Raw genomic sequence first — 2548 nt, 5'->3', positions numbered from 1 at the left:
GTTCATCCTGAGCCAGGATCAAACTCTCCAATAAAGTTAGTTTGTCTAGCATCTAAAATAAAAATTGACGTTTCACGTTGTTTGTTTCGTTCAGTTTTCAAAGAACTGCTTAGTCGCTCATTTGCGACTTCCTTATGTTAACATCTTCGTTAGTTAATGTCAACTAAGTTTTTCATTTCGTTTGTCGCTCTCGACGTTATTGTCATCGGCGACTTGTTCTATATTACACCTCTAATCTCTAATCGTCAATACGTTTTTTAAAAAAACTTCATTTTTTTTAAACCCTATTTACATACCTCTTCTATCAGAATATATACGCAACCCATATACTACTCTATGGGTTGCTTTCCATCATAAAAACTATTGTTCTTTTGAAGGTACCGAACAGCTTTCATCTGTACAAGACATATCGCTTCCACCTTCTGAAGAAAGCTCTTGTAACGTAGGTACAGGATTCTCTTCTTCCCACACTTGCTGAAGTGCACCAACAAAAGTTTCAAGTGGTTGTGCACCTGAAATAGCATACTTTTGATTAATAATAAAATAAGGCACTCCTGAAATTTGATATTGCTGAGCGATCGCTTCATCAACTCTAACATCATTTGCATATGCGCTTTTATCATTAATAACCTGTAAAGCTTCTTGTTTATCTAAACCTGAAGCTTCAGCTATAGTAACAAGCGTATCCACATCACTTAAATTTTTCGATTCAGTGAAATATGCAAAAAGTAGATTTTCCGTAATCTCTTTTTCTTTCCCTTGATCCTTTGCAAATTTCGCAAGACGATGCGCATCAAAAGTGTTCGTCGGCTTCATCTCATCAAAATTAAAACTTAAACCCATACTAGCTGCATGATTACCTAGCTGCACGTTATTACGTTTCGCTTCTTCAATACTAATCCCATACTTTGATGCAAGTACTTCATTAATACTTGTTCCAGAATAGATTGGAGCATTTTGGTCTAATTCAAAACTTTTAAACTCAACTTCAACATCCTTCTTATGAGGAAATTGCTCTAAAGCTACTTCTAATCTACGTTTCCCAATGTAGCAAAACGGGCATACAAAATCTGACCATACTTCAATTTTCATAGAAACACCTCATTAACATGTAGTTTTCAATCATTGTAGCACTGGCACTAAGGAATTCAAAAATTTATGCTTCAAGCCTTATATACTACAACCTAAAATAAATCTATAAATAGAAAAACGATAATCAAAAGTATTACCTTCTGATTATCGCATATATAAATCTAATTATGCTTGAATATATCTTTCCACGAACCTCCATACGGTATTCCAATACGTATTTGAATCTATCTTCTCAGCTTCTCCATGTCCAGCACCTGGAACAATTAATTTCTCTTTTTCTACTTTTGCAGCATTATATACTTCATCTAACATTTCAAAAGGAACGAATGTATCCGCATCCCCATGAATGAATAGCATCGGTGTTTTACTTTTTGCAACTTGTTTAATAGCTGAAGCTTCTTCTAAATCATATCCAGCTCTTAATTTTGTAACTGTATTTGCCGCATTCATAACAGGAAACTTCGGCAAGTGGAATAGATCTTTTAATTGATACGTAAATTCATCAACAACAGTTGAGTACCCACAATCTTCAATAATAACTTTAACGTTAGAAGGTAAATCCTCACCCGAAGTCATCATTACAGTTGCACCACCCATTGAAACACCAAAGAGCCCTATTTCAGCATTAGGATCTTTCTTTACAATTTGTTGAATCCAAATCAAAATGTCTTTACGATCATGCCAGCCCATACCAACATAATCCCCTTCACTATTCCCGTGCCCACGAAGATCTGGTGCTATCACATTATAGCCTTGTTCATAAAAGTTACGAATATATTTCGTCATTTTCGATGCCCTACTATCATATCCATGAACTACAATTGCCCATTTATGACTAGATTGTTCATTCATATATTCATAACCCGTTAATTTCAAGTTATCGAAAGAATTTATGTGTAGTGTATTAGGTTTATGATTTGATACAAAGTTCGCATCCTTTTCTTCATTTGTAGCCAACACATCTCCTGATGCATTCACTGTTTCTACTAAGTGAGGGTTATCCTCTAAAAACTCTTTCTCTTGTTTCGCATTCAACGCATAATTATAAAAATAATTCCCAACTAACATATAAGTAATCGCTAGAAGGACTAAAACTACTATAGTAATTACACCTATCTTTTTCATATTATCTCCTTTTTCAAAATTAAGTCTTCTTATATTCAAATACTCAAAAAACAACTGCACTATTTTAACACACCGACAGATTACTTCTACAAAAAATAAAATAGAAAATCTTATACTACATATCAAAAATAATGAAAGAAAATAAATATAAGAGGATTAAAAAATAAGGATTAGGAGTTAGAAACATAAAAAAGACGAGTCATTCTGACTCGTCTTAAGCTTGCTTGGCGACGTCCTACTCTCACAGGGACAAGGTCCCAACTACCATCGGCGCTAGAGAGCTTAACTTCCGTGTTCGGTATGGGAACGGGTGTGACCTCTCTGCCATCAT

At 34.6% G+C, this 2548-nt stretch carries 2 protein-coding genes and 1 rRNA gene; all 3 read right to left on the bottom strand.

The genetic code is table 11. The features are described 5' to 3' along the window. Positions 1-360: 360 nt before the first annotated feature. Positions 361-1092: a DsbA family oxidoreductase gene (locus MR070_RS26760; protein WP_000687959.1), complete on the bottom strand. Its 732-nt coding sequence runs from the start codon at positions 1090-1092 to the stop codon at positions 361-363. A 165-nt stretch (positions 1093-1257) separates the two neighbouring features. Continuing rightward, positions 1258-2217, bottom strand: a complete 960-nt coding sequence (locus MR070_RS26755) for an alpha/beta hydrolase (protein ID WP_000719801.1) — start codon at positions 2215-2217, stop codon at positions 1258-1260. 222 nt (positions 2218-2439) lie between these two features. Beyond that, positions 2440-2548 (bottom strand): 5S ribosomal RNA (rrf, locus tag MR070_RS26750); the annotation flags it as partial.

The organism is Bacillus cereus group sp. BfR-BA-01453 (genome assembly GCF_022662915.1).
Classification (GTDB): domain Bacteria; phylum Bacillota; class Bacilli; order Bacillales; family Bacillaceae_G; genus Bacillus_A; species Bacillus_A paranthracis.
The sequence above is the reverse complement of the archived record's forward strand: the minus strand, read 5'-3'. Positions and strand labels throughout refer to the sequence as shown.

What these genes read in the sequence shown, in the direction of transcription:
- MR070_RS26760 (WP_000687959.1), bottom strand. Translation starts at nt 1,092, where the DNA reads ATGAAAATTGAAGTATGGTCAGATTTTGTATGCCCGTTTTGCTACATT.
- MR070_RS26755 (WP_000719801.1), bottom strand. Translation starts at nt 2,217, where the DNA reads ATGAAAAAGATAGGTGTAATTACTATAGTAGTTTTAGTCCTTCTAGCG.